The following is a 23,591-nucleotide window of genomic DNA, read 5'->3' on the forward strand; positions in this document are numbered from 1 at the left end:
CTTTGGGAAGAAGGCGGTATGCGTGTGGACAAAGAGACCGAACGGCTGATGTATGAACAGACCGGGATGAAAGCCATGCGATCGGCCTCAGGCATCCAAGCGCTTTACGCCGCTTTTGCTTGCGGAGAACATCAGGTCATGGTGGCAGAGGGCGACGAAAAACGGATTCGAAAAAACTTGATGCTTGAAACGCCGGAACCGTCCCGTAGCATTCATGTGTCAAGGAAGACGCCCGTCCATATGCCGAATAAAGTACAAGCGGAACTCAAACATATGATATCAGGCATTCTGAAGGTGAAAGAAGACGAGATAGATGCTGAATCAGAGATGAGAGATTATGGCTTTGATTCGGTTTCATTCACGCAGTTTGCAAATGAACTAAATAAAATGTATGGGCTTGAACTGACACCGGCCGTGTTTTTTGAATACCCGACAGTCTTTCGTTTTGCCCAATACTTGCTGACGGAACATCCGGATACATTCGGCTCACAGGCAGAAACAGAAACGGAGAAACCGGTTGTGCGTAAAAAAATGAAGACGGAACCATTCTTGATTCCGTCCCGCCTTCCTAAAACAAAAACCGCAGCTGCACCTGAGCCTGTGGCGATAATCGGAATCAGCTGTGCATTTCCAATGGCTGAAAATCCGGAAATGTTTTGGGAGAATTTAGCCGGAGAAAAGGACTGCATTTCTGAAATACCGCCGGAGCGCTGGGACTGGAGACAGTATTACGGAGATCCGCAGAAAGATAAAAATGCGAGCAATGTAAAGTGGGGCGGCTTCATTGATGAAACCGCTCAATTTGACCCTTTATTTTTCGGTATTTCTCCGCATGAAGCCGAAATGATGGATCCTCAGCAAAGACTTTTAATGATGCATGTATGGAAAGCGATTGAAGATGCCGGCTGCTCTGCCAAAAGCCTGTCAGGTACAAATACAGGCATTTTTGCAGGCACGACAAACAGTGGTTACGCTCAGGAAGCTTCAAAGTTCCATATAGAGATTGAGGGTTCTTCCGCCGCCGGTACGGTTCCGTCAATCGGTCCGAACCGCATGAGCTATTTTCTGAATATACATGGGCCGAGCGAACCGATTGAAACCGCCTGTTCAAGCTCATTGGTCGCTGTTCACCGTGCGGTCAGGGCAATTCAGGCCGGAGACTGCGGCATCGCGATTGCAGGAGGCGTCAATGCTATTGTGTCGCCGGATATGCATATCAGCTTTAATAAAGCGGGAATGCTCAGTGAAGACGGGCGCTGCAAAACATTTTCCGATCAAGCGGACGGGTATGTCAGAGCTGAAGGTGCCGGCATGATTGTTTTAAAAACATTATCCGATGCGGAACGTGACGGCGACCGTATTTATGCCGTTATTCGCGGAACGGCGGAAAATCATGGCGGACGGGCGGCTTCCCTTACATCGCCGAATCCGAAAGCACAGACAGAAGTCATGATAAAAGCTTATCAGCAAGCGAACATCGACCCCCGGACAGTGAGTTATATTGAAGCCCACGGCACGGGAACGGCGCTCGGAGATCCGATAGAAATCAACGGACTCAAAGCGGCTTTTGCAGCGCTTTATCAGAAAGCCGGAGTAACGGCACCCGATCAGCCTCATTGCGCCATCGGTTCCGTCAAAACGAATATCGGCCACACAGAGCTTGCGGCCGGCATGGCCGGGCTTTTAAAAATTATTTTGCAGATGCAGCACAAAACGCTCGTTAAAAGTCTGCATTGTGAAACCGTTAATCCGTATATCAGCCTCGACGACAGCCCGTTTTACTTCGTCCGCGACACTCAGCCGTGGAAAGCGGCGACTGATGATAGCGGAAATGAACTGCCGCGGAGAGCGGGTGTCAGCTCGTTCGGATTTGGCGGTGTCAATGCTCATGTCGTGCTCGAAGAATATGTTTCTCCTGTTGAAGAGAAACAATGGACGTCCGGTGAACTTCAGCCGACCTTATTCATTCTCTCGGCAAAGACGGCGGAACAGCTGAAGGAACGTGCGGAACAGCTGCGCAGATATTTGGAAAAGACACATTCAGCTGACGGAGCTCTTGCGGGTATCGCTTATACGCTTCAGCTTGGCCGGGATGAAATGGAAGAGCGCCTTGCCGTTATTGCTGAAACAAAAGAAGAGCTTACGAACGCGCTGAATGATTTCCTCAGCGGCAAGGAGACGGGGCAGAATTTCTTTACAGGCCGGAACAAAGCGATGAAACAGCTGTTTACAGAGATGACGGACAACGCAGAAATGAGCGGGACCGTAGATCAATGGATGGAAGCAGGAAAGTATACAATGCTTGCAAAATTATGGGTGCAAGGTTTACATGTCGACTGGAATAAATTATATCCGGACGAAAGGCCAAAAAAAGTCAGCCTGCCCGTCTATCCTTTTGCGAAAACACATTGCTGGATACCGCACAGTGCGCAGCATATAAGGCACCGGGAGACTTATGAGATTGATACGTCCCCGCTTGAGACTTATGAGCGCCTGCTTGATGAATTGGAGAAAAACGAAATAAGCATAGAAGCCGCTGTAAAAAGAACGATCGGTTTTTACAGGGATTAGCGTAATGGAGGAAACCATATGAAAGAGTTTCTGCACCGGGTTTTTTCTGACGTCAAAAATAAAAAAATGACAAAACAGGATGCGATCGGCATTTTGCGCGATTATGATATGCGGATGGGACTTCGCCAAGCGGATTACCTTCATCCGCTTGCTCAGCAGCATATTTCCGATGAAACGGGACAGGGATTCTCGGCAGCTTTCAGCGGCCGGGAATTTTTTCTCGCTGATGTTTCTTTACAGCGTAAAAAGCTTATGCCCGGAGAACTTCTTTTGGAAATGGCGAGAGCTGCGGCTGTTTTGACAGAAAAGGAGACTGAGGCTGTCCGGCTGACACATATCGTGTGGTCAAAGCCCATTCTGACTGCGGCTGAGCTGTTCCATATCGAAATCAGGCTGATACCCGCAGAGGGTGAAGCCAAAAGGTTTGAGATTTATAATCCATTTTCTGCCGATTTCAGTCATCATGATGTGTACAGCCAAGGGACGATTCAGCCAGTTGATGCTGCGCCTGGCATGCTGGATATCAGCCGCTTGAAGGAAAACAGCAGCTTCCTGATGGATCAGCAGCAAATTGAAGCCATCACTCAGAACGATACCGTTCAATACAGTGAGCACATGAAAGGAATTGAGCGTATTTACGCCTCAGCAGGACGGATGCTGGCAGACATATCAATTCCATTGACAGACCAAAAAGAATCCGCCCGATTCGGCCTCCCTCCCTGTGTGATGCAAAGTGTGACAGAGGCATGCGCGCTGCTTGGCGGCAAAGAATATAAAACGCTCGCCCCGGTTTCATTGGACGAGCTTTTGTTTTATGAATCTTGTCCTGACAAGGTATGGGCCGAGATACAAGAGAAGGCGGGGAGCTTTTATATTGATTTATGTGACGAAGAAGGGAAAATATGGGCTTCCCTGTCGGGGTTGAAGCTGCAGCCTGTCATCAAGACGGGCGCTCCCGGAAAAACCAATGCCGAACACCGCAGTGAACGTTTGTATGAACAAACGCTTCTTCAGCTCAAAACGCTGTTTGCCCTGACTACAAAAATTGCTGTTTCCAACATAGATACTGAAGAGCCGCTGGAAACCTACGGAATCGACTCAGTCACTGTGACGAAATTGAACCGCGAATTGTCTCTGCTTTTCGGTGACCTTTCCAAAACGGTTTTTTACGAATATAAGACACTGGGATCTCTGGCAGCTCACTTTGTCACGGATTATCCAAAAGAATGCCGAAAATGGACAAATGATGATGACCACCGTTCAGGCATATCAGAACAGGTTTTGGCAAATGAAGATTTTCCGGTGCTTCCGTCGTTTATCAAGCGAAAGAAACGGCCTGCTTTTTCCAATGAGAACCAGACAAAAGAAGGGATTGCGATTATCGGAGTCAGCGGACGTTATCCGCAAGCTGAAACACTTGAAGAGTACTGGGATAACTTAGCGGCCGGAAAAGACTGTGTGACGGAAATTCCCGAAGAGCGCTGGGAAAAGGACAAGTACTACAACCCTGATCCTGAAGCGGCCGTGAAAGAAGGGAAAAGTTACAGTAAGCGGGGCGGGTTTCTGAAAGAAGCCGCTTTCTTTGATCCGCTGTTTTTTCAAATTTCACCCCGTGATGCTTTGAATATGGACCCGCAGGAGCGTCTCTTTATTGAAATGTGCTGGCAGGTGCTGGAGGATGCCGGTTATACGAAGGAACAGCTTGAGAATTTGTATAACGGCCGGGTCGGCGTTTTTGCGGGCATTACGAAAAACGGGTACGGAATGTACTGGAAAAACGGCGGCACCCTGCAGCCGAAAACGTCGTTCAGTTCAGCGGCCAACAGAGTTTCCTATTTTCTTAATCTGAAAGGGCCGAGCATGCCGGTCGACACGATGTGCTCATCTTCGCTGACTGCAATTCACGAAGCGTGTGAAAACATCCTTCGCGGCGAATGCGACATGGCGATTGCCGGCGGTGTGAATGTGTATACGCATCCTTCGGCTTATGCGGAGCTCAGCGCCTATCGAATGCTTTCAAAAGACGGAACGTGCAAAAGTTTCGGTGAGGGCGGAGACGGATTTGTTCCCGGGGAAGGCGTCGGGGCCGTGCTGTTAAAGCCGCTGTCAAAAGCGATGGCTGATAAGGACCATATTTACGGGGTGATTCGCGGCACTCATATCAATCACGGCGGCAGAACAAACGGGTATACAGTGCCGAGTCCGAGCGCCCAAGCTGACGTGATTTCCGGCGCGCTTGAAAAATCGGGAATACATCCGCGGATGATCAGCTGTATCGAAGCCCACGGCACGGGTACTGAACTCGGAGATCCGATCGAGATTGACGGTTTGACCCGCGCATTTCAAACGAAAACGTCAGATAAAGGTTTTTGCGCCATCAGCTCAGTTAAATCCAATATCGGGCATTTGGAAGCCGCGGCAGGCATTGCCGGTGTAACGAAACTGCTGCTTCAGTTTCAAAAACGACAGCTGGCTCCCTCATTACATTGCAGAAAATTGAATCCGAATATTGCATTCGACCGGACGCCGTTTGTGGTGCAGCGTGAATTGGCAGACTGGAACCGGCCGGTCATTGAGGAAAACGGAGCGCAAAAGAAGGTTCCGAGAATCGCGGGAATCTCTTCTTTTGGCGCGGGCGGGGCAAATGCCCACATATTGATAGAAGAATATATTGAACCTGATAGGGAGATTTATGAGCCATTCACAGATGAAGATCCCGCAGTCATTTTATTATCCGCCAAACAGGAGGCCAGCCTGAAGCAGCGGGCGCAGCAGCTTCTTCAAGCGATCAGAAAAAATGACGTCACAGACCGCAGCCTCCGGGATGCGGCTTACACCCTTCAAACCGGAAGAGAAGCGATGGAAGAACGTGCGGCGTTTATCGTGACGTCGACAGAGCAGTTAGCGGAAAAACTGCAGCGTTTTATTGACGGCGGGACAGACGGCTGCTTCAGGGGGAAAAGCAAACAGTATAAAGACATTCTAGCCGTTTTTAAGGATGAAGATATGCAGGAAGCCGTCCGTAAATGGATGAAAAGAAAAAAATTCGTGAAGCTTCTGGAACTTTGGGTAAAAGGGCTGAAGATTGATTGGTCAGAGCTTTATAACGGCAGCCTGCCGCATCGCATCAGCCTTCCCGGTTATCCATTTATAAAGGATCGGTATTGGCCGGACGATGCAGCGCCGGACAATGTTCGTGATGCTGAAACACATTCTGAAACATTTCGTGAAATCCGCTTTTTACAGAAAAGCTGGGCAGAAAGCAGCAGTGTTCCGGCTAAGGAAGTGCGGGGCGTCATCGGAATAGCTGCTGATCACCAGACAGGAAATTTAGCCGTTGAGCTGTCCCGTTATTTCCCCGAGTCTGAAATTATTGACGCTGCATCACCGGAAATATCCGGGGACGCGGCCCGATTTGGCGGTCTGATCGATGTGACCGGATGCGGGACGGAAATCAATCATGATGACGGCTGGATTCATCGTCTGCAGTCTCTCATTGACAACAGAAACCGCGGCCGAAAGCTTCAGCTGCTTTGTGTGACAAAGGGGCTTGAACCTTTTGCAAATGAAACGATAAATCTCTCAGGTGCAAAAAAGGCCGGATTGTACCGGATGCTCCAAAGTGAATATAAGGATATCCGCTCGCGGCATATGGATGCAGAACGGACTGCCGAAGATCCTGAGCTGGCAAACCAGATCGCAGAGGAGTTTTTTCGCGATTCTGAAGACATCGAAGTGTGTTACCGAAACGGTGTGCGCTATCACGCGCGGTTAAAGGAAACAAACAGCTTAGCTGAAAAAGAATTTTCATTTCCGAAAGACCATGTGCTCTGGATCACCGGAGGAACCCGGGGACTCGGATATTTATTCGCCCGGCATTTTGCCGAACGATACGGAGTCACGAAACTCGTGCTTACCGGAAAAGAAACAATGCCTCCGAAAGCGGAGTGGGATGATCATGTCAAACGGAATTCCCCGTTTTCCGATAAAGTGAGAAGAATCAGAGAGCTCGAACAAAAAGGTGTCCGAACGGAAGTGCTGTCTGTATCTTCCGGCCCTGATAATGAGCAGGCCGTCAGCCGGGTGAAAGAGAAGATGGGGCCGATAGGAGGCGTGATACACGCAGCGGGAGCCGTAGATCTCGATCATCCGGCCTTTATCCGCAAAACAAGCGAACAGATGAAGACCGTGCTTGAGCCTAAAACAGACGGACTGGACCTTTTGTATCAAGCGCTGCACAAGGAGCCTCTTCGGTTTTTTGCGCTGTTTTCTTCAGTGTCCGGCGTGATGCCGGAATTAGGAGCGGGACAAAGCGATTATGCCATGGCTAACGCCTATATGGATTATTTTGCGGCCGCAAAAGGTTTTCCGGTGCTGAGCATCCAGTGGCCGAGCTGGAAAGAAACGGGTATGGGCGAATCAAAAAGCCGGGCCTATCAGAAAAGCGGTTTAAAGAGCATCACTGACAGAGAAGGGCTGAGCCTGTTTGATGCCATCATGGCAGGCGATTGCGGATCTGTTATTATGCCGGCCGTCATTCACCCGGAAAAATGGGAGCCTGACCGTCTGCTGCTTTCATCCGGCCTTACTGAAACAAAGCAGCAGGAACAGGCCGATACAGAAAGCGTTGAGGAGTGGCTGACGGGCATTTGCTGCCGGGAATTAAGACTGGAGCCGTCAAGATTTGAATCTGATACACCGTTTCAAGATTACGGAGCCGATTCCATCATGCTTGCCCAAGTGTCCAGAGCGATCGGAAAGAGGATCAAAGCTGACCTTGACCCGGCGGTGCTGTATGAATACCCTACGGTTGCTGCGCTGGCGGGATGGCTTGAAACAGCATATCCCGAAATCAAAGCTGCCGTTTCAAAACCGGTTCAGCCTGAAATCCCGGACGTTCCCAAACAAACAGCAGCCGCTGTTATTCAGCCTTCTGGTGCTAGAGCGGCGCAAGACATTGCTGTGGTCGGAATGTCCTGCCGTTTTCCGGGAGCTGAATCAATCGAAGCTTATTGGAAGCTGCTGTCTGAAGGAACGTCAGCCATTCAAAGAGTTCCGAAAGAGCGCTGGAAAACGGAGAAGGCGGATTATGCGGGCCTTTTACAAAATGTAACGCATTTTGACCCGGAGTTTTTCCTTATTCCCGAAGAAGACATCAAGGCAATGGATATCCAGTCCTTTCTTATATTAGAAGAGGCGCTTCATCTGTTCAGAGACAGCGGGTACTCTTTACAAGAAATGAAAGGCAGGTCAGCCGGTGTCTATTTAGGAGGACGCGGCGGCAGTATGCCTGATGAAAACCGTCTGAAGCATGCAAAAAATCCGATAGTCGCCGCCGGCCCGAATTACTTAGCGGCCAATCTTTCTCAGTTCTTTGATTTGAAGGGGCCGAGTCTTGTTTTGGATACGGCCTGTTCTTCAGCGCTTGTCGGGATGAATATGGCGATACAGGCGCTTTCTTGCGGTGAAATCGACTCAGCGGTGGTCGGGGGAGTCAGTCTGCTGGAATCCGGTCAAACCCACCGGATGTTCGAACTTCGCAATCTGTTAAGCGAAGAGCCTGCGTTTCATATTTTTGACCGCCGCACCGGCGGCATCGTATTGGGCGAAGGCGTCGGAATGGTGTATTTAAAAACAGCGGCCCAGGCTGTAAAAGACGGGGACCGGATTCATGCGGTCATTAAAGGCATTTCCGTAAACAATGACGGCAGAACCGCGGGGCCTGCCACACCGAATATACAGGCGCAGAAAGAAGTGATGGCCAAGGCGCTTGCCAAAAGCGGCAAAAAAGCGGAGGATATCAGCTACATTGAAGCAAACGGTTCAGGCTCTGAAGTAACCGACCTTTTGGAACTGAGGGCGATTGAAGCGGTCTACCGTATGCAAAACAGCGCGCCTTGCGAATTGGGATCGATGAAGCCGAATATCGGACACCCGTTATGCGCTGAAGGGATTGCCGGATTCATTAAAACAGTGCTTATGCTCTCGCGCCGAATGCGTGTGCCTTTCCTTTCGGGCAAAGAGCCGATGACGCATTACGATCTGTCCGCCTCGCCGTTTTATTTTTCGCACGCTCTGCGTGAATGGACGGATTCACCGCGGATTGCCGCCGTCAGCAGTTTCGCTGACGGAGGGACAAATGCCCATGTCATAGTGGAAGCTTGGGAGCAAGAGGCGTATACCCCGGTTAGAAAGCCTTTGCCGAGACAGGAATTAAAACGCCGGCCTATTCGTTCGGACAAAGCCGAAAACCTGCATGAAAACGCACATAAGTCCCGCCCGAATACGTTTTGGAAACAAATGAAGACTTACTGATTGCGCTGAAAATTGAACGTCGATATGGAGGAAGTTCATATGCAAGAGCAGCTTCTTATTAACAATCAGCATCCCGTTCTGAAACATCATAAAGCCTATGGAAAGGAACTGCTGCCGGGTCTGGCTTATATTGACCTGATCTATCAGACTTTCAGAGAAAACGGTTTTTTTCATGCCGGCCTTGAACTCAGGCGCTTATCGATTTTTCACCCTTTAGCTCCTGAACAGGGAGAAACAATCCTGCTTTCCGTTGACTGTACAGAGAACGGCGAAGGGCAGTGGAAGGTAGAGGTGAAAGAGCAAAAACAAGGTGACGAAGCAGCAGAGACAAAGGTATATGCCGCGGCGCAAATGCATTCCGTCAATCCCGCCGGCTTCCAAGAGAGCGTCCGGATGGATGCCGTAAAACAAACGGCGGCAGAAATACCGCTTGAGGACATTTACGCGGAATGCAGGGATCAAGAACTGGTTCATTCAGGAATGATGAAAGGCTGCGGAAGCGTCTACCAAACTGAAAAAGAGATTTATATTGATCTGTCGGTGCAAAAGGATCAGCTGGAACATGCAGAAGAGGCGATGTTTCATCCCGCATTGATAGATGCGAGCAGCATAGGCTCCAATGTATATCTCGCTCCTTTGACGAGGGAGGAGGGGCAATTATTTCTGCCGCTGTTTTATGAATCGTTTTATTGCGCCGAATTGCTGCAGACAACATGTATCACCAAGATAAAAAAAGAATCCGTCACCCGTAAGAAAGATCTCGTTTACGTGACAATGGAGTTTTTCAATGAGGAAGGCAGAAAAGTCGGCGAACTGAAAAACTTCGCCAATAAACTGGTGAGGGACCCGGAACTGATCAATCAGAAACGGCAAAAGAAAGAGCCTGACGGGCGGAATGCCGTCCCGGCTCCGCAAGCGGAATCGGCGCCTTCTGAGCCCCGCCGTGCGGAGGCTTCCGCCGGCCTTACTGAACAGTGCATCCTTTATTTAAAAGAATTGCTTGCCGCCCGATTGAACAAACCTGTGAAAGAGATTGACCCGGATATCGGCTACTATGAAATGGGGCTGGATTCTCCGGGGCTGTTGGACATGGTAAAGGAAATTGAACGAAAAATCGGAACGCAGCTACTGCCGACGCTGTTATTTGAATACACGACAATCGCGGAATTGGCGGGATATTTGTGCGAACATTACGGAGCCGGCTTCGGCCATGCTCAAAGCGGGCATTCAAATGCTGAACCTTTGCACAGGGAAAAAAAGAGGACGACCCAAATCCGTGTGAAAAAATCGGCGTCAGCCGGAACGCAGAATGGAGATATTGCGATTGTCGGGATGGCGGGACGGTACCCCGGCGCCAAAAATCTTCGTGAATTCTGGACAAATTTAAAAAATGGAAAAAACAGCGTAACGGAAGTGCCTCGTTCCCGCTGGGATACGAGGAAATATGAGCATTTGCGATCGCCGTCCGGCAAGCCGATTTCCAAATGGGGCGGTTTTATAGACGATCCGGATTGTTTTGATGCGAAATTTTTCCGGATTTCTCCGCGGGAGGCAGAAGCTAAAGATCCGCAAGAACGATTGTTTTTAGAAACATGCTGGGAAACGATTGAGGATGCGGGCTACACCCCGGAAACAATCGTTCAGCCGAAAGGGCCGAATAAGAGAATGAACGTCGGTGTGTTTGCCGGGGTGATGCATATGGATTATTCTCTCGCCGGCGCTGAAGCTGCGGCCAAAGGGCTGGTCTTTCCTTATCCCTTGAACTATGCGCCGATCGCAAACCGGGTTTCATATTTCTGCAATTTTCACGGGCCGAGCATGGCGGTTGACACGGTGTGTTCGTCATCTTTGACGGCCGTCCATATGGCGGCGGAAAGTCTGAGACGCGGTGAATGTGAAGCAGCTCTTGCGGGAGGCGTCAATTTATCATTGCACCCGACAAAATATATCACATACGGCTTGATGGATATGCATTCGAGTGACGGGCTGTGCCGCACGTTCGGCGAAGGAGGCACAGGCTATGTCTCAGCTGACGGCATCGGAGCCGTGCTGCTGAAGCCGCTCCACAAAGCCGAAGAAGATAAGGATCATATTTATGCGGTGATAAAAGGCAGCGCCGTCAATCACGTGGGGACCGTCAGCGGGATTACCGTGCCGAGCCCCGTGGCGCAGGGGGATATGATAGCTGAATGTCTTGAAAAGACGGGGATCGATCCCCGGACGATTTCTTATGTGGAAGCGCACGGAACCGGAACTTCTTTAGGAGATCCGATTGAAATACAAGGTCTTGTTAAAGCTTACCGCACGTTTACGGAGGATCGGCAATTTTGTGCGATCGGTTCCGTTAAATCGAATATCGGACATGCGGAATCAGCCGCCGGGATCAGCGGGCTTCATAAAACGGTTTTGCAGCTGTTTCACAAAACGCTTGTCCCTTCTTTGCACTCAGAGACGATGAATCCGTATCTCCGTTTAGAGGACTCGCCATTTTACGTGCAGCAAAAAACCGAGTCATGGAAAAGGCCGGCGTATACAGAGAACGGCCGTGAACATGCCTGCCCGAGACGCGCAGGCATCAGTTCATTCGGGGCGACGGGTTCAAACGTTCATCTCATTTTAGAAGAGTACAGGCCCAAAAACCCCGGTATTACGGAGGATCAAGAGAGACCGTATATCGTGCCTCTGTCAGCGAAAAATCCGGAGCGGCTGAAGGAATACGCTGCCCGCCTGCTGATGTTTCTCAAAGATAAAGCGCTTGAAGGAAGCAGTCCGCTTCATGACAAAATAGATACAATGCAAAATCAGCTGGAAGATGCGTTGCGAGGTGTTCTGGCCGAAGTTCTGCATGTAGAGGCCGGCTCGGTAAATGATGAACAGGATTGGAAGGAATTCGGCTTGGATGTCATGCAGCTGACACAGTTTTCTGAGCTGATGACGGATCAATACGGGCTGGCAATAGACATGACTGATCTCATACAGCATACTTCCGTCCGGACTTTAGCAGAATGTCTGACAAACGATGAGAAACATAAGAATATTCTTTCCGGTCTTTTCGGCCAGTCGGACTTAGATAAGCAGCCTGATGAATCTTTTTCCTTGCGGTCACTGGCGTATACGCTGCAAACGGGACGGCTGGCAATGGAAGAGCGGCTTGTTTTTTTAGTGAACGATCAAGCAGACCTGATCAGGAAATTAACTGAATTTACAGAACGAAAACGGCAGATTGACGGCTGCTTTCAAGGGCGGTCTGATAGCGGAACGGAAATCAGGGGTTTCCTGAATGATGATCAGGATACGGAGGAGCTGATCCGAAAATGGATGGACAGCGGCACTTACAAAAAACTTGCGGAGCTGTGGTCAAAAGGATTGGAGATAGACTGGACGCGGCTGTATCAGGAGGAGAAACCGCGCAGGATGAGTCTGCCGACGTACCCTTTTGCAAAGGAACGATATTGGATACCGGAGCCCGATCATCCCGTCACTTCCGCAAATACAGAAAGCAGGCTTCACCCGCTGCTTCACCGCAATACATCAGATTTGTTAGAACAAAAATTCAGTACGATACTGAACGGAGATGAATTCTTCTTAGCCGATCATATCGTCCGAAACAAGCGTGTTCTCCCCGGGGCGGCTTATCTTGAAATGGCGAGAGCCGCGGCTGAACTGGCTGCCGCGCCGTTAGCCGCTGGATACACGGCTAAAACCGGCATTTCGCTGCGGTATATCAGCTGGATACGCCAGGCCGTTCATAAAAAAGAGCCGCTGCGTATGACGACAGGGCTTTCTTTGGAGGACAACGGCAATGTTTCATTTCAAGTGTACAGCAATGAAAATGATTCAGACATTTATTGTGAAGGCAGCGCTGTGATTGAGCCGCTGTCTGAGGCGCCGGTTTTGCATATTGAACAGCTGAAAGCGCGATGCCGCAAAAAAGTGCTGTCAAAAGAAGACTGCTATGCGGCGTTTGCAAAGGCGGAAATTGTATACGGACCTTCACATCAAGGAATTGATTACATTTATTGCGGGGAAAAAGAAGCTTTGGCTAAATTGGTGCTCCCCGCTTCCGTTTCTGATGAAGCCGAACAGTTTGTGCTCCATCCGAGTCTGATTGATTCCGCTTTTCAGGCGGCCATCGGCGTTATGAATGAAGATCAAGCGGGTTATCCGGAGCAGCCGTTAATGCCTTTTGAATTGCATGAACTGACCGTTTTTCATCCGTGCAGTCCAAACATGTGGGCGGCCGTATTTGTGACGCATGAAACACCGGCTGTGCGAAGAATGGACATTGATATATGTGATGAACGCGGCAATGTGTGTGTAAGGATAAAAGGATTTTCTGCCCGGATGGCCGAAAGTGCGCCGGCCGTAACCGATAATAAGCAATACGATCTCCCGGGTAACCTTACCGGAGCCGTCAAACTGATGCAGGTATGGGACGCGGAACCGATAGACAACCAAACCGGCTTCCCCATTTCTGAAGCAAAAGCTGTCATCATAGGCGGTACAGACGGGCAGGCGGACGCGGTTTTACGATTGTTTCCTAAAGCTGTGCGATTTGATATCGGCCAAAGTGCTTCCGTTGAAGTGATATCTGATCGGCTCCGCCGTCTCGGTGAGATTCAGCATATGATTTGGTTTGCCCCTCAGCCGGCTGATTCTGACAGCCATGATCAAAAAAGCGGGGTGCTGCAAATTTTCAGAGCGGCCAAAGCTCTTATCGGTCTCGGGTATGGAAAGGAGCAGCTAGGGATGACGGTGATTACGCACCAAGCACAGCCTATCACCCAATATGATGAGGTGCGTCCCGCTCATTCCAGTGTGCACGGTTTCGTCGGGTCTCTCGCTAAAGAACATCCGAGCTGGCACATCCGTCTCGCCGATCTTGAAGACGGGGGGGATTTCCCCGCAGAAGACATATTCAGCCTGCCCCGCGACCGTACGGGTAAAGCATGGGTGCGCAGACATCAGGAATGGTACCGGCCTCAATTGCTTCCGGTCCAAAGCGGGCCGTCTGAAAGTGTTCCTTACCGCTATGGAGGCGTATATGTCATCATCGGCGGTGCGGGAGGCATCGGCGAGGTTTGGACAGATTATATAGTGACGACGTATAAAGCCCGAGTCGTCTGGATCGGGAGGCGGCCGCTGGACAGCCGGATACGCCAAAAAATAGACCGGTACCGGCCATCAGGCCCGGCTCCCGAATATATAGCCGCAGATGCTTCTGATCTTCCATCGCTTCAGCGCGCCTATGAACAGATTAAAAACACATACGGCACCATCAGCGGCGTCGTTCATTCAGCGATGGTATTTGCGAATGAAAGCGTAAAAGATATGGAAGAATCACAGTTTCACGCTGGTCTTGCGGCGAAAGTGGATATTTCCGTCAACATTGCCGAAGTATTTGCGAAAGAGTCTTTGGACTTTATTCTCTTTTTCTCTTCGGTTATTTCATATATTAAGAATCCGAATCAAAGCCATTATGCAGCGGGATGCACATTTAAAGACGCATTTGCCCATGAGCTTTCCGGACGGCTGTCATGCCGGGTCAAAGTGATGAACTGGGGTTATTGGGAGCGGGCTGACAATCACATTTCTGAAGAGTTTGACAGACTGAGTGCAATCGGTCTCGGGCTGATCAGCCGGGCGGAAGGGATGCAGGCGCTGGAAACTCTGCTGACGCAGCCGATCTCTCGCATGGGGCTGATGAAGCTGACCAAGCCGATTCCGATCGAGGGAATGAACCCTCATGAATTTGTGACTATCTGATTGCCTGTCAAATTGACGGAGCAAATTTAATTTTCTTAGGAGGATAAGGTTTTGGGTAAGGGAGACAAACAAAAAGACCGTACACAGTTATCCTTAAGAACAGAAATAAGCAATCAAATGAAAGAATTGAATCGGCTTTTGCTGCAAGTGCTGCGGGTGACGCTGCGTTCAATGGGTCTGACCGGCGAAGCGCCGGCGGCTTCCTGTCTGCCTTTATATGAACGCTGGCTGGAAGAAAGCGTCCGTCTTTTAGACAGCGATTTTAAAAGCGGTGAAACGGCCGCGATTTGGGAAGAGTGGCATAAGAAGAAAAACGAATGGCTGAAAGATCCGGATATGAAAGCGCAGGTTCTGCTGGCGGATACCGTCATTCAAGCTTTGCCTGACATTTTAACAGGCGAAATAAAAGCCACTGACGTGATGTTTCCCGATTCCTCAATGGAGCTTGTTGAAGGAATCTATAAGCATAATATTCTCGCTGATTATTACAACGATGTGCTGGCAAATGAAGCGTGTATTTATGTGGAAAATGTAATGAAAAACAATCCTGATGCAAACATCCGTCTGCTGGAGATCGGAGCGGGCACCGGCGGAACGAGCAGCACACTGTTTAAAAAGCTCCGCCCCTATCAAAACCATATTCAGGAATACTGTTATACCGACTTGTCAAAAGCTTTTTTAATGCATGCCGAAAAGGAATACGGCGCGGACAATCCGTATTTGACGTATCAGCTGTTTAATGTGGAGGAGCCTGCGGCGGGCCAGGGATTACATCTGAGAACCTACGATATCGCTATTGCCGCAAACGTGCTGCATGCCACCAAAAATATCCGGAAAACCTTACGGACGGCAAAAGCCGTATTGAAAAAGGACGGTTTGCTGCTCGTTAATGAACTGGGCGGGCATACGCCGTTTACACATGTTACATTCGGCTTATTAGAGGGCTGGTGGCTGTACGAAGACGAGGCGCTGCGGATTCCGGGGTGCCCCGGTCTTTATCCGGAAACATGGAAATCCGTTTTAATGGCTGAAGGTTTTCATTCCATTCAATTTCCGGCTGAAAACGAACGTCTGCACACCCAGCAGATTATCACGGCGAAAAGCAACGGAGTCATCAGGCAGAGCAGGGAAGCTTACACCGCGCAAAAGCGCCAATCAAACGTACTGCAAACATCCTCTGATCGTCAGCTCCCCATCAAACAAGCGGGAGAGGGGCTTTCAGAAAAGACAGCGGCTTTTCTGATAAGGGCTGCGGCAAAAGTATTAAAAATGCCGGCAGAAGAGATAAATCCGCTGGCTCCTCTGGATGAATACGGCATTGACTCTATTCTGATCGTTCAGCTGACGAATGAGCTGCGGGATCTCGTCCCTGATATCAGCAGCACGCTGTTTTTTGAATACCGGACGATAGGAGAGCTTGCCGCATTCTTGGCTGAAACGAAGGAGCGCGAACTGCATGCGCAATTTTCTGAAGAAGTCCCTCATACTGAAGCGGCATCATCCGGCTCTTTGCTTGAAAAAAGCACAGAGTATCTGAAACAGATCGTCAGCGCCATCTTAAAGATGCCGATTGAGGACGTTCAAGCCCATACGCCCCTTGAAGAATACGGAATCGATTCTATCTTAATCGTACAGCTGACCAACCGCGTGCGGGAAGACGTCCCTGATATCAGCAGCACATTGTTCTTCGAGTATCCGACAATCGGCGGATTAGCGGAATATCTCGTCAGCTCAAGACAGGAAGATATGGCTGGGATTTTCAAGACAAATAAAGAAGCCGAAAAGGGGCCGCACACTTTACAGAAAAAGCAAAGCCGTAAAAAAAGCGCCGGATTGACGAAGCGCCAAGCGGCATCTTTTTCTGAAACAGCGCCGCCCGCTTCCGAACCGCCGTCAAAACACCTTGAAGTGGCAATTGTCGGTCTTGCCGGACGGTATCCCGGAGCTGGAAATGTTAATGAGTTCTGGGAACGGTTAAAGACCGGTGAACACGGAATCACCGAAATTCCGAAAGACCGCTGGGATTGGCGGGACTACTATGATGAGACAAAAGGTAAGGAAGGCCGGATGTATACAAAGTGGGGCGGATTTTTAACAGATATTGATAAATTTGATCCGCTGTTTTTTAAAATCTCTCCGAAAGAAGCGGAGCGCATGGACCCGCAGGAGAGACTGTTTCTGGAAACCGCTTATGCGGCCCTGGAGGATGCCGGATATACCCCTGATTCACTATGCGCCGGTAAAAAGGTTGGTGTCTTTGCGGGTGTCATGAACGGCAACTATCCGACAGGGGCCCACTATCACTTTATCCCGAACCGCGTATCCTATGTGTTTGATTTTCACGGTCCGAGCATCGCGGTCGATACTGCATGCTCCTCATCCTTAACCGCCATTCATCTCGCCGCAGAAAGCATCAGAACAGGTGCATCTGAATGCGCGATTGCCGGCGGCGTAAACCTGATTACAGATCCGGTTCATTATATCGGACTTTCTTCTATGAGAATGCTGTCACCGTCAAACGCGTGCAAAGCGTTCGGTGATAAGGCTGACGGGTTTGTTGACGGAGAGGGCGTCGGCTGTATCGTGTTAAAGCCGTTGAAAAAGGCTGTTGAAGATCATGATCATATATACGGTGTCATTAAAGGAAGCGCTCTGAACGCCGGCGGCAAAACGAACGGGTTCACCGTTCCGAACCCGAATGCACAAGGAGAAGTGATCGCAGACGCGATGGAGCGGGCAGGGATTGACCCGAGAGCAATCAGCTATCTGGAAGCCCACGGCACCGGCACTTCCTTGGGAGATCCGATTGAAATCGCAGGGTTAACCAAGGCTTTCCGCCGCTATACGGATGCAAACCAATTTTGTTCCATCGGTTCTGTTAAATCCAATATCGGACACCTGGAAAGTGCGGCGGGCATTGCTGCGGTCACCAAAATTCTTCTTCAGATGAAACACGGATATCTGGTGCCGTCGCTGCATTCAAAGCAGCTGAACCCGGAAATTGATTTTGAAACTTCTCCTTTTATCGTGCAGCAGGAAACAGCGGAATGGAGACGGCCGGTCATAGAATCTGAAGGAGTAACGCGGGAATATCCGAGAATCGCGGGTACATCTTCTTTCGGAGCGGGCGGTGCAAATGCCCACCTGCTGATAGAAGAGTATGAACCGGCTGAAATGACTTCGGCAGACACCGGCCGTCCGGCGTTTTTTGTTTTATCGGCAAAAGATAAAGACCGCTTGCGCGAGCGGGCTCTGTTGCTGTCGGATGCCGCCGGAAACGGAACAATTACAGATGCGAACCTGCTTGACGCGGCATTTACCCTTCAAGTCGGCAGGGTCCCGATGGAAGAACGGCTGGCGATGACAGCGGACTCTGTTTCTGAATTGGAACAGAAGCTGACTGCTTTTCTGAAAAATGCTGGTTCTGTAAGCGGGGTGTTTACGGGCCGGAGTGATAGTGCTGGCACAGAGACGGAAGGCACAGTCAGTGATTGGATGGAAAAACGTCAATTTGACAGTCTTTTGAATGCCTGGGTTCACGGGACGCCCGTCGATTGGGCATCTTTATATAAAGGCGCGCTGCCGCATCGTATCAGTCTGCCGTCTTATCCATTTGCAAAAGAAAGCTACTGGATGAAGCGGGAAGAACCAAAAACAGGAACAACTGAATATGTGCATCCTTTCCTGCATGAAAATACGTCAACCTTGGCGGAGCAAAGCTATCATACATCTTTTACAGGCCGGGAACACGTTTTCCAGGATGTGAGCGGGGAGCGGGTTCTGTCGGCAGCCGTTTATTTAGAAATGGCGCTTGCGGCTTTTCATCATGCGGCAGACAGCTCTGAAGAAAAAGAGATATGGATCCGAACAGCGGCATGGACTGACCCGATTACCGGCGGACTTCACGGTGCGGGCGTCAATCTCTCCCTTCTGTCTGAAGACGAGGAAGGCATCCATTATGAAATATACAGTGACGAAGAGAAGCTGCATCATTATGGAATCATCGGACAAGGGAACATACAGCCATCCCGCGTGCTTGATATTGCCTCCTTACAAAAAGACTGCCGCCCGCTGTCATTCGATTATGAAACACCAGGCACATCAGGTATAACGATCAGTAAGGAGTTCCGCACCGTTGAAAAGCTTTATGCGGGAGAAAGTGCGGTTTGGGCGAAGCTTGCTCTCACAGATGAAAGCGGCCGTAATCCGGGATATCATATACCGCCGGAATTTCTGGACGCAGCTTTTCATGTCCTGGCAAAAACGGAGCCGTCAGTCCATATCGTGCCTGAAGCGGTTGAAGAACTGCGCGTCATGCGTCCGTGCTCATCCGGCATGTGGATGTATATTAATAAAAAGAATCAAACCGGCTGTGACATTCAATTTTGTGACGAAACCGGCATTGTCTGCGCAGAAATCAAAGGGGTGAGAATGAGACAGCCGTCTCAGCAGGATCACGGGCAAAAGGAACAATCCGAGATGATGATATTTGAAGAAATGTGGACTCAGCAGCCTCTGAAGAAATCCATTCATGAAGAGCTGAAAACGGTCATCTGTTTTCTTACGGGAGAAGCTGCCAGAAAGCATGCTTATCAGTCTTTACAATCCCTTTATCCGGAATCCGGCGTGTTTTTTATTTCACAGGGTGAGGAAACTCAAAAGCTTTCAAACACGCATTATCAAATTAAAATCACTGACGGACAAGCATATCAAGAAACGTTTCGGCATATTGAAACGGCTGCAGGCAAAGCGGATGCCGTTTTATATGGATGGCCGCTTGAAGATGAAAAGGCCGTGAAAGACTATTCCATTCTGTATCATGTGATCCGCGCAGCTGCTTCTTTGCGTTCTAAACCGAGGCGGATCCTTCTTTCCGCTCAGTGCGGGAGCGATACCGATATCAGTTACGCCGAGTCATGGATCGGGCTGGAACGGTCGCTGAAACTGATCCTGCCGGAGACGGATACGGCCGCGGTTTATTTTGGACAAAAAGGACCGTTAGAAAAACTGATCCATAACGTAAGTGAAGAACTTCACAGCGACTCGTTCCGCAGTGTCATGTACAGTGGGGAAATCCGCCACGTCATGGAAATGAAGCAGACGGATATTGCCCCTGTTGAGAAGCGTGTGATAAAAAGCGGGAAAACGTACTTGATTACCGGCGGATGCGGGGGGTTAGGCTTGTTATTTGCCGGATATTTTTCTGAAAAAGGACCGGTTACGCTCATTTTGACGGGGAGATCAGCGGCAGACGGCCCGGTGCTGAACAAGATAAAGAGATTGGAAAAATCAGGCGCCAAGGTGTTTTACGTGCAGGCGGATGCCGCAGATCAGGCTCAGATGGAGAAAGGTTTGCAAGAAGCGAAAGAGAAAGGATGCGGGCCGATTCACGGTGTCATTCACGCTGCAGGTCTTCAAGGCACTGAAAGCATTCTGGAGAAAGATCTGCAAACCTTTCAGCAAGTCTTATCGCCAAAAGCGGACGGCACCGCGGTGTTAGATCAGGTTCTGTCACGGGAGCCGCTTGACTTCTTCTGTTGTTTCTCTTCTTCTTCAGCGATTTTAGGAGACTTCGGTTCTTGTGACTACGCGATGGGGAACCGCTTCCAAATGGCTTTTGTCCGTCATCGGGATAAACTTGTGAGCCTCGGACTCAGAAGCGGCAAGTCACTTGCAATCAATTGGCCGCTTTGGAAAGAAGGGGGGATGCATGTCGGCACGGCGGAAAGCACCGATATGTATTTAAAATCAAGCGGACAGCGTTATTTATACACTGAGGAAGGACTCGAAGCTTTTGAAACATTGTTAGTCCAGCCGTCCAGCCAGTATCTCGTCCTGGCCGGTTTTCCGTCGAGGGCCAAACGCTTCCTGCAGATAGATCAAGGCGAACGGCCGATTTCGGGTTCTGTAAACAGGAACGTCCCGTTTTCAGGAAGGCGGAGTGAAATGAAAGGCTTTACACTGGAAGAATGCGTAAGCTGGGATGTGAAAGAACTGGCGGCGGGGCTTTTGAAAATAGACAAGAACAGACTGACGGACGCTGACAATCTGGCTGATTTCGGCTTTGATTCTATCAGTTTGGCGGAATTCGCCTCTTCTTTGTCCGCTCATTACGGAATTGAAGTGACACCGGCCCTGTTTTTCGGACATTCCACACTGGAGAAGGTCGTCCGCTATTTTCTGACGGAACACAAGTCCGTCATAGAGCATGTCTATGAAGAAAAGAAACCTGAATCCGCAGATCAATCTGTCTTTGAAAAGGCAGGAACGGAAAAGCGAAAGAAGCAGAGGGGAAGAAATAAGCTGAACGCCGGAACCGAGGGCAGTCAGGCAGCTGATTCCATTGCCATTATCGGCATGAGCGGCCGATTTCCTCAGGCGCGCACGGCGGACGAGCTGTGGGACATTCTGTTTCAGGAAAAGGATGTTGTCGCACCGGTCGCAAAAAAAGGCTTCACAAGTTCAAAATGGAAACTCGGCGCTGTACCGGGGGCGGACGAATTCGACCCTTTATTTTTTGAAATATCGCCGAGGGAAGCTGAAACGATGGATCCGAAACAGCGGCTGCTTCTTCAGGAAGCGTGGAGGGCCCTTGAGGACGCCGGCTACGGCGCCAGTCACATCAAGCAGCAGACGATCGGTATGTTTGTGGGGGCGGAAGAAGGAGATTATCACCTTTTAACACGGGACAAAGGCAATGTCACGTCTCATCATAACGGTATTTTGGCGGCGCGGCTGGCCTATCACTTGAATTTATCCGGTCCTGTGATGGCGATAAATACAGCATGTTCTTCGGGGCTCGTTTCTGTCCATCAGGCGGTATTAAGCCTGCAGAATAAAGAGTGCACAACAGCTGTTGCGGCCGGGGTGAATATCATGAATACCCCGGACTTTTTTGAAACGATAGATAAAGCCGGAATGCTGTCGGAAAACGGGAAATGCTTCGCGTTTGATAAAAGGGCTGACGGCATGGTTCCGGGGGAAGCGGCCGCGGCGGTTGTTCTGAAGCCACTGAGAGAGGCGAAAAAAGATGGTGATCCGATTTACGGGGTGATTCGGGCGAGCGGCATCAATTATGATGGGAAAACAAACGGAATTACCGCTCCGAGCGGCGTCGCGCAGACCCGGCTGCTTACTTCCGTTTATGACCGGGGCCGTATCAACCCTGAAGATATCGAATATATCGTCACACACGGCACAGGTACAAAACTCGGTGATCCGGTGGAAATTAACGCGCTTTATGACGCATTTTCTGCCTATACAAACGAAGAAGCTTTTTGCGCGCTCACATCAATTAAAACCAATATCGGCCACACGTTTGCCGCGTCAGGCATTGTCAGTTTGATCAGTCTTTTACAGGCGTTCTCCCGTGAAATGATTCCCGCCAGTCTGCATTGCAGCGGGGAAAACCGCTATATCAACTGGGAGAAGAGTCCTTTTTATGTGAATAAAACGGCTAAAGCGTGGCCTTCTCTGCCGGGTAAAAACCGAATGGGGGCAGTCAGCGCATTCGGGATGAGCGGAACAAACGCCCATGTCGTTATGGAAAGCTATAAGCGCAGTGCTTCACCTCATCCGGATGCCCCTGCATATTTACTGACTTTGTCTGCAAAAACAAAGGAGGCCCTTCAGGAAAAAATCGAAGATATGATCACTTGGGCGGAAAATGGCGGACTGAAAGAAAATGATCTGGCCCAGCTCAGCTATACGTTGTTAAAAGGACGGCATCACTTTAACCATCGCGCCGCCATCGTGGTTCAAGATGCTGATGACGCAGTGTATGTATGGAAGCAGGCAAAGCTTAATGAACATCATCCTTATGTGTTTTCGGGAAAAGTACCGCAGCACTTTGCAGGGCGTCAGCATATTCAGGAGCACATAATAGAAGTGCTCGGCAAGTGCAGCGCCTCATATTCTGACCATAGAAAATATCAGGAGCTGTTATGCGTGCTGGCAGATTTTTATTGTCAAGGTTATGAAATCGAAGGGGACTTGCTTTATGGCAGACCTTTGCCGCGAATCGGCAATCTGCCGGGCTACCCGTTTGCCAGGCAGACGTATTGGGCATCCGATCATCTTCAGAGGGAGCTTGAAAGCCGGAATTCAGCTGAACGTGAAAAGCTCCATCCGCTGCTCCATACGAATACATCGACCTTTACCGCCCAGCGTTTTACTTCTGTTTTTTCAGGACATGAACCGTTTTTTGCCGATCATATCGTCAATGGAAAACCGATGCTTCCGGGCGCGGCTGCTTTAGAAATGGCCCGGGCCGCCGTTACATTTGCCGCTGAAGACTTGCCGGGCGGGAAAGTGGGTGTCTGGCTCAAACAGATCGTTTGGCTCCGTCCGGTGACGGCGCTTTCTGAAGGAGTGACGCTTCATGTAAAGCTTCAGCCGGAAGAAAACGGAGACATCGCTTTTGAAGCGTATGCCGAAGGAGAAGAGCCGCTTGTCTTTTTCCAGGGAAAGGCCGTGCTCGAAGAGACGGAGCGTGCTCCGGTACTCGATGTGGAAGCGGTTCAGGCGCGCTGCGGCGGCCGTCACTTGTCAAAGGCTGAGTGCTATGAAGCGTTCGACAGCCTCGGCATCACCTACGGACCGTCGCATCAGGCGCTTGACGCCGTCTATGCCGGAAGCGGAGAAGTGCTCGCAAAGCTCACTCTTCCGCCGTCCGCCCGCGAAGAAAAGGAGCCGTTCATCCTGCATCCGAGTATGCTGGACGCCGCCCTTCAGGCTTCTATCGGTCTCGTGCTCTCAGACGGTTCCGCGTCCGGACGGCCGTTTCTGCCGTTTGCCCTGCAGGATATGCAGGTGTTTTCTGCGTGCCGGGAGACGATGTGGGCGGTGCTTTCCTCAGCGGACGGCGCCTATCATATTGAGCTGTGTGATGAAAACGGCGCGGTATGTGTCCGATTGACGGGGCTCACCGCCCGTTTTCT

The 23,591-nt window shown here is 50.2% G+C and carries 4 protein-coding genes; all 4 read left to right on the forward strand.

All coding sequences use genetic code 11. The features are described from left to right. Positions 1-2,571, forward strand: a 2,571-nt coding sequence (locus tag G9F50_RS19740) for a beta-ketoacyl synthase N-terminal-like domain-containing protein (protein ID WP_260399554.1), incomplete at its 5' end; no start/stop codon positions are given. Between the two features lie 18 nt (positions 2,572-2,589). Continuing rightward, positions 2,590-8,886: a type I polyketide synthase gene (locus G9F50_RS19745; RefSeq protein WP_165406516.1), complete on the forward strand. Its 6,297-nt coding sequence runs from the start codon at positions 2,590-2,592 to the stop codon at positions 8,884-8,886. A 39-nt stretch (positions 8,887-8,925) separates the two neighbouring features. Beyond that, positions 8,926-14,652: a type I polyketide synthase gene (locus tag G9F50_RS19750; RefSeq protein WP_060562583.1), complete on the forward strand. Its 5,727-nt coding sequence runs from the start codon at positions 8,926-8,928 to the stop codon at positions 14,650-14,652. Positions 14,653-14,703: 51 nt separating this feature from the next. Continuing rightward, positions 14,704-23,591 (forward strand): SDR family NAD(P)-dependent oxidoreductase (locus tag G9F50_RS19755; protein WP_165417782.1); only part of this gene is annotated, 8,888 nt, incomplete at its 3' end.

It is taken from the genome of Bacillus sp. EKM206B, from assembly GCF_011066015.1.
GTDB lineage: Bacteria > Bacillota > Bacilli > Bacillales > Bacillaceae > Bacillus > Bacillus velezensis.